This is a genomic window from Microbacterium sp. B24, assembly GCF_000333415.1.
Taxonomy (GTDB): Bacteria; Actinomycetota; Actinomycetes; order Actinomycetales; family Microbacteriaceae; genus Microbacterium.
In genome coordinates, this window is record NZ_BADB01000238.1 from 1 (window position 1) to 5,508 (window position 5,508).

Here is a 5,508-nt window from a genome sequence, read left to right on the forward strand (position 1 = left end):
GCCGGCGCGGTGACACCCCGGCATCCAGCGCCTGCGCGACGGAGAACGAGTCCGGAAGGCTGTCGGGCAGCGGCGACGGGCGACGACTCATCATCGCAGGATGGCGCTTCTCTTCGTGCGCGACCTCCTCGGGCGACCGGATCTGTGCACACCTGGCGTGCAGCGGAGCGTCGGTGCGGCGCTCGCTAGGCTGGTGCGGTGAGCGAAACGACACCGCATGGCACGAACGACGGCGCACTCTGGGGGGCACGCTTCGCGTCGGGACCCTCACCCGAGCTCGCGACCCTCAGCCGTTCCACCCACTTCGACTGGGTGCTTGCGCCCTACGACATCGCCGGGTCGCACGCGCACGCGGCGGCGCTCGCGGCCGCCGGGTATCTCACCGCCGACGAAGAGGCACGCATGCACGCGGGGCTCGATGCCCTGGCGGCGGCGGTCGCCGACGGCTCACTGGTCGCCCAGCCGGCCGATGAGGACGTCCACGGCGCTCTGGAAGCCGCTCTCATCGCCGAGGTCGGTCCAGCGCTCGGCGGCAAGCTCCGCGCGGGTCGCAGCCGCAACGATCAGATCGCCACCCTCGTGCGGTTGTACCTTCTCGATCACGCGCGCGTGATCGCCCGCGACCTTCTTCGGGTCATCGACGCCATTGTGTCGCAGGCCGAGGCGCACGCGGAGGCCATCATGCCGGGCCGCACCCACCTGCAGCACGCGCAGCCGATCCTGTTGGCCCACCACCTGCAGGCGCATGGCTGGCCCCTCGTCCGCGACCTCGAGCGCCTCCGCGACTGGGCGGCGCGCGCGTCGGTCTCGCCGTACGGCGGGGGGGCGCTCGCCGGTGCGACCCTGGGCCTCGATCCCCAGCTGGTCGCCGATCGGCTGGGCCTCGCCCGGCCGGCGGAGAACTCCCTCGACGGCACGAGCTCGCGAGACGTGGTCGCCGAGTTCGCCTTCATCGCAGCGATGATCGGCGTGGATCTCTCCCGTTTCGCGGAGGACATCATCATCTGGAACACCCGCGAGTTCGGCTTCGTCACGCTCGACGACGGCTACTCCACGGGCTCCAGCATCATGCCGCAGAAGAAGAATCCCGACATCGCCGAACTCGCTCGGGGCAAGGCGGGCCGCCTGATCGGCAACCTGTCGGGTCTTCTGGCGACGCTGAAGGCCTTGCCGCTGGCCTACAACCGCGATCTGCAGGAGGACAAGGAGCCGGTCTTCGATTCGGTCCTCACGCTCGAAACGGTGCTGCCCGCGTTCGCCGGCATGGTGGCGACGATGCGGTTCGACACGGCGCGCATGGCCGGCTTGGCCCCGGCCGGGTTCTCGCTGGCGACGGATGTGGCCGAGTGGCTCGTGAAGCAGGGCGTGCCTTTCCGCGATGCGCATGAGATCTCCGGGTCGCTGGTGCGTGCGTGCGAGGAGCGTGGAATCGGCCTCGAGGATGCCGACGACGCTCTGCTCGCGGAGGTGTCGACGCATCTGACCCCGAGCGTCCGCGAGGTGCTGACGATCAAAGGTTCGGTCGCGAGCCGCACCGGCGCCGGCGGCACGGCCGGTATCCGTGTGTCCGAGCAGCGTGCCGAGCTCATCGCCCGCTCGCAGAGCGCCGCACGGAGCCTGATCGATCTCGAATAGCAGCTAATAACTGATATTTGGCCAATATCAGCGATATGCTTCTTTCCATGAATGTTGCGGTGATCGCCGACATCGTCGGATCGCGGAGTCTTCCCGATCGGGCTGCCGCCCAGCGCGCTCTGGAAGAGACGATCGCCCGTGTGGAACGTGACGTTCCGCTGGCCGAGCGCCCCCTCACCGCCACGGTGGGTGACGAGCTGCAGGGCGTATACCCGTCTCTGGATGCCGCCATGGCGGCCCTGCTGCTGGTGCGGCTCGCGTTGCCCGACGATCTCGACTGTCGCTTCGGCATCGGGATCGGGGCGCACCGCGACGTCCCCTCCCGGGTGGGCACTCTCGCCGAGGGGCCGGGGTGGTGGGCCGCGCGTGAGGCGATCGATGCCATCCACGCCGCGCAGGCGCGCACCATCCCGGGCGCCCGCACCTGGGTCGTCGCCGATGCCGGCGCGGCGGTGGATGTCCGGATCGCCAATGCGTATCTCCTCGCACGGGACCAACTCGTGACCGCGATGACGGCGCGCACTCGGCGACTCGCCTACGGCCGGATGCTCGGTGCGACGCAGTCGGAGCTCGCGGCCGCGGAGGGCATCACCCAGTCGGCGGTGTCCCAGGCCCTCGGCGCCGCCGGAGTCGCCGCCCTCGTCGAGGGCTACGCGCAGCTGCGCGCGGACGCGTCGCCGACCTCCGAGGTCTGAGCCGCGCGGCGATCACCTCACCAGACCGCGAGCCAGACGACCCCCGCGACGGCGCACGCCCACAGCAGACTCGCCATCGTGCCGACGATGAACCTCTCGCGCGCGGCCGGTGTGGCGAGTTCCGTGAATCGTCCGACGCCCTTCAACGCCACGACGATGGCGACGGCGCCGGGGAAGCCGGCGAGGATGCCGAGGGCCGCGCACGCCCGCTCGAGGTAGCCGATCGTCGTGCCGCCGCGCAGGATCTCCTCTTCGCGGACCGCTGCGCTGTCGCGACCGGACATCATCTCGACGAGGATGCCGCCGCGTGGACCCTCCGCCGTGCGGCCGCCGTCGGCGATCGTGAGCACCCAGCGGGTGAACGGGTTGCCGCCGACGATGGCCAGCGCGGTGCCGAGGACGGCCAGCACAGCCGAGGCCAGGACGGGAAGGTGCGCCGGCAGGATGCTGAGAGCGACGAGCGCGAGCAGGACGATCGCCGCCGCGGCGATCAGAACCGGGCCCCGCGGGCGCCGCAGGGAGATCACGACGAGGATCAGGGCCGCGCACAGCGCGATGAAGAGCACGATCACGCCGATCAGCGTGACGATCGCCTGGGTGTCGGGATCCATGTCGTCAGTCTCCCACGGCGTCCTGACGTCGCAGCGGCGGCGCCACCGGCATGATCGGGGCGCGGCATCGGCCGCTGATAGCCTGGGCGCGTGTCTGAAACCGTCTCCGTGAGTGCTCCCGCGCCCGCGCGTGCACTGGCTCCCGCCAACGACCCCTCGTTCGAGAACGTCTGGGACGAGATCGTCTGGCGAGGCCTGGTGCACGTGTCCACCGATCAGGACGCCCTGCGCGTTCTGCTGGCCGGCGAGCCCATCACGTATTACTGCGGCTTCGACCCGACGGCACCGAGCCTGCACCTGGGAAACCTCGTACAGCTGCTGCTGATGCGCCGTCTGCAGCTGGCCGGTCACCGCCCGCTCGGTCTCGTCGGCGGATCGACCGGACTCATCGGCGATCCCCGGCCCACGGCGGAGCGCACGCTCAACACGAAGGACACGGTCGCCGAGTGGGTGGGCAACCTGCGTGCCCAGGTCGAGCGTTACCTGAGCTTCGACGGCGACAACGCCGCGCGCATGGTCAACAACCTCGACTGGACGGCGCCGATGAGCGCCATCGACTTCCTCCGCGAGATCGGCAAGTACTACCGCGTCGGCACGATGCTGAAGAAGGATGCCGTCGCCGCGCGCCTGAACTCCGAAGCGGGCATCAGCTACACCGAGTTCAGCTACCAGATCCTGCAGGGGATGGACTACCTCGAGCTGCACCGCCAGTACGGCTGCGTGCTGCAGACGGGCGGGTCCGATCAGTGGGGCAACCTCACCAGCGGCACCGACCTCATCCACCGCGTCGAAGGGGTGTCGGTGCACGCCATCGGCACGCCCCTGATCACCAACAGCGACGGCACGAAGTTCGGCAAGAGCGAGGGCAACGCGATCTGGCTGGATGCCGAGATGTGCAGCCCGTACCGGATGTACCAGTTCTGGTTGAACACCGACGACGCCGATGTCATCGAGCGACTGAAGATCTTCACCTTCCTGACGCGCGCAGAGATCGAGCAGTACGAGGAGATGGTCGCCGCGGAGCCGTTCCGCCGTGCCGCGCAGAAGCGTCTCGCGCTCGAGGTGACGACGACCGTGCACGGGCCGGAGGCCGCGGCCGCGGTGATCGCGGCATCCGAGGCCCTCTTCGGTGCCGGCGATCTCGGTGCCCTGGATGCCGCCACGCTGCGCACCGCGTTGGAAGAGCTGCCGCACGCGACGATCGTGGGGGGCACCACGGTCGCGCAGGCACTGGTGGAGACGGGACTGTGTGCGAGCCTCAGCGAGGCACGCCGATCGATCGCGCAGGGCGGCGTCAGCCTCGACGGGACCAAGGTCGACGACGAGTCCGCCGCCATCACGGGGGCGCTGCCGGGCGGCGTCGCGGTGCTGCGCCGCGGCAAGAAGACGCTCGCCGGGCTCTTCGTCGCACCTGCGGCCTGACCCGGCTCGACACCGCGCCGGAGGCCGCATGCCGTTCACTGTCTCGCACGCCGTGGTGGCGTTGCCGTTCGTCCGCACGCCGCTGCTTCCGGCCGCGATCGCGATCGGCGCGATGACGCCGGATCTGCCGCTCTTCGTCCGCGGCACGCCCGTGTCGTACCAGCTCACTCATACGAATCTTCTGGTCTCAACGGCGATCGCCGCCGTGCTGACGGTCATCTGGTACGGCGTGCTGCGTCCGGCCGTGCGGTCGCTGTCGCCGCGATGGATCGCAGCTCGGGTGCCGGCCGCGTGGGACCGACCCGGTGTGCCGCAGTGGTGGTCGCGGCGTCCGGCGTGGCAGTCGGCGGTGCTCGCGGCCCTCTCGCTGTTGCTGGGGGTGGCCACGCACATCGCCTGGGATGCCTTCACGCACGAAGGGCGATGGGGAACCCGGCTGCTTCCCGCACTCGACGCGCAGTGGGGGCCGCTTCTGGGGCTCAAGTGGCTGCAGTATGGCTCCACCGCGTTCGGACTGATCGTGCTCGCTCTCGCCGCCGCGCTGTGGCTGCGCGGTCGCCGTGCGGAGTCGGCGACCACCGGCATCCCGCCGATCGTTCGACATCTGTGGTGGCTCTCGCTGCCCGTCGTGCTCCTGGCGGCATGGCTTCTCGGCCTCGCCGTCTACGGTCCTTTCACTCCTGCCTGGACGGTGCAGCACCTGGCGTACCGGGTGCTGCCGCCCGCCTGCGCCCTCTGGGGTGCAGCCACCCTCGTGCTGTGCGTGGTCATCGCGGTCCGCCGGCGTCGCGCGGCGTGACGCGTTGCGCGTCACCGCGGTAATGTGAACGTGCACATCGAAGGCGAGGGCACCGTGTCGGCTGGCGAGGAGAAAGCACGCAGCGCGAGCATCCGCGATGTCGCGCGCGCCGCCGACGTCTCGTATCAGACCGTCTCACGCGTGCTGAACGGCCACCCGTCGATTCGACCCGAGACCAAGCAGCGGGTGCTCGATGCCATGGCCGACCTGCGCTACCGTCCGAATCAGGCGGCTCGCGCCCTCGTGACCAGCAGATCGCAGACGCTGGGGGTCGTGCTGGGCTCGCGGGGCGAGTACGGTCCGTCGTCCAGCCTGGCCGCCCTCGAGGATACCGCGCGCGAGCGCG

The 5,508-nt window shown here is 70.2% G+C and carries 6 protein-coding genes; 5 read left to right on the forward strand and 1 reads right to left on the reverse strand.

The window, feature by feature from the left end; genetic code table 11:
• Window positions 1-198: 198 nt before the first annotated feature.
• Together argH and I5I_RS06450 are read left to right on the forward strand one after the other, a co-directional pair.
• The gene (argH, locus tag I5I_RS06445; RefSeq protein ID WP_036317802.1) at window positions 199-1,635 is read left to right on the forward strand and encodes an argininosuccinate lyase; all 1,437 of its coding nucleotides are present in this window, start codon (window positions 199-201) and stop codon (window positions 1,633-1,635) included.
• Between the two features lie 47 nt (window positions 1,636-1,682).
• Window positions 1,683-2,330, forward strand: coding sequence for a SatD family protein (locus I5I_RS06450; protein ID WP_036317804.1), 648 nt, complete (start codon window positions 1,683-1,685; stop codon window positions 2,328-2,330).
• A 17-nt stretch (window positions 2,331-2,347) separates the two neighbouring features.
• Here I5I_RS06450 and I5I_RS06455 read toward each other — a convergent pair whose 3' ends face one another.
• A complete protein-coding gene (locus I5I_RS06455; RefSeq protein WP_036317806.1) occupies window positions 2,348-2,941 on the reverse strand; it encodes a hypothetical protein in 594 nt (197 codons plus the stop codon).
• A 90-nt stretch (window positions 2,942-3,031) separates the two neighbouring features.
• On the opposite strand from I5I_RS06455, the gene tyrS reads away from it, so the two are divergent.
• The 3 genes from tyrS to I5I_RS06470 all read left to right on the forward strand — a co-directional run.
• Window positions 3,032-4,363, forward strand: a complete 1,332-nt coding sequence (tyrS, locus tag I5I_RS06460) for a tyrosine--tRNA ligase (RefSeq protein WP_036317807.1) — start codon at window positions 3,032-3,034, stop codon at window positions 4,361-4,363.
• Window positions 4,364-4,391: 28 nt separating this feature from the next.
• Window positions 4,392-5,162: a DUF4184 family protein gene (locus tag I5I_RS06465; protein WP_036317809.1), complete on the forward strand. Its 771-nt coding sequence runs from the start codon at window positions 4,392-4,394 to the stop codon at window positions 5,160-5,162.
• 24 nt (window positions 5,163-5,186) lie between these two features.
• The coding region (locus I5I_RS06470; RefSeq protein ID WP_036317811.1) for a LacI family DNA-binding transcriptional regulator at window positions 5,187-5,508 on the forward strand (322 nt) is incomplete at its 3' end.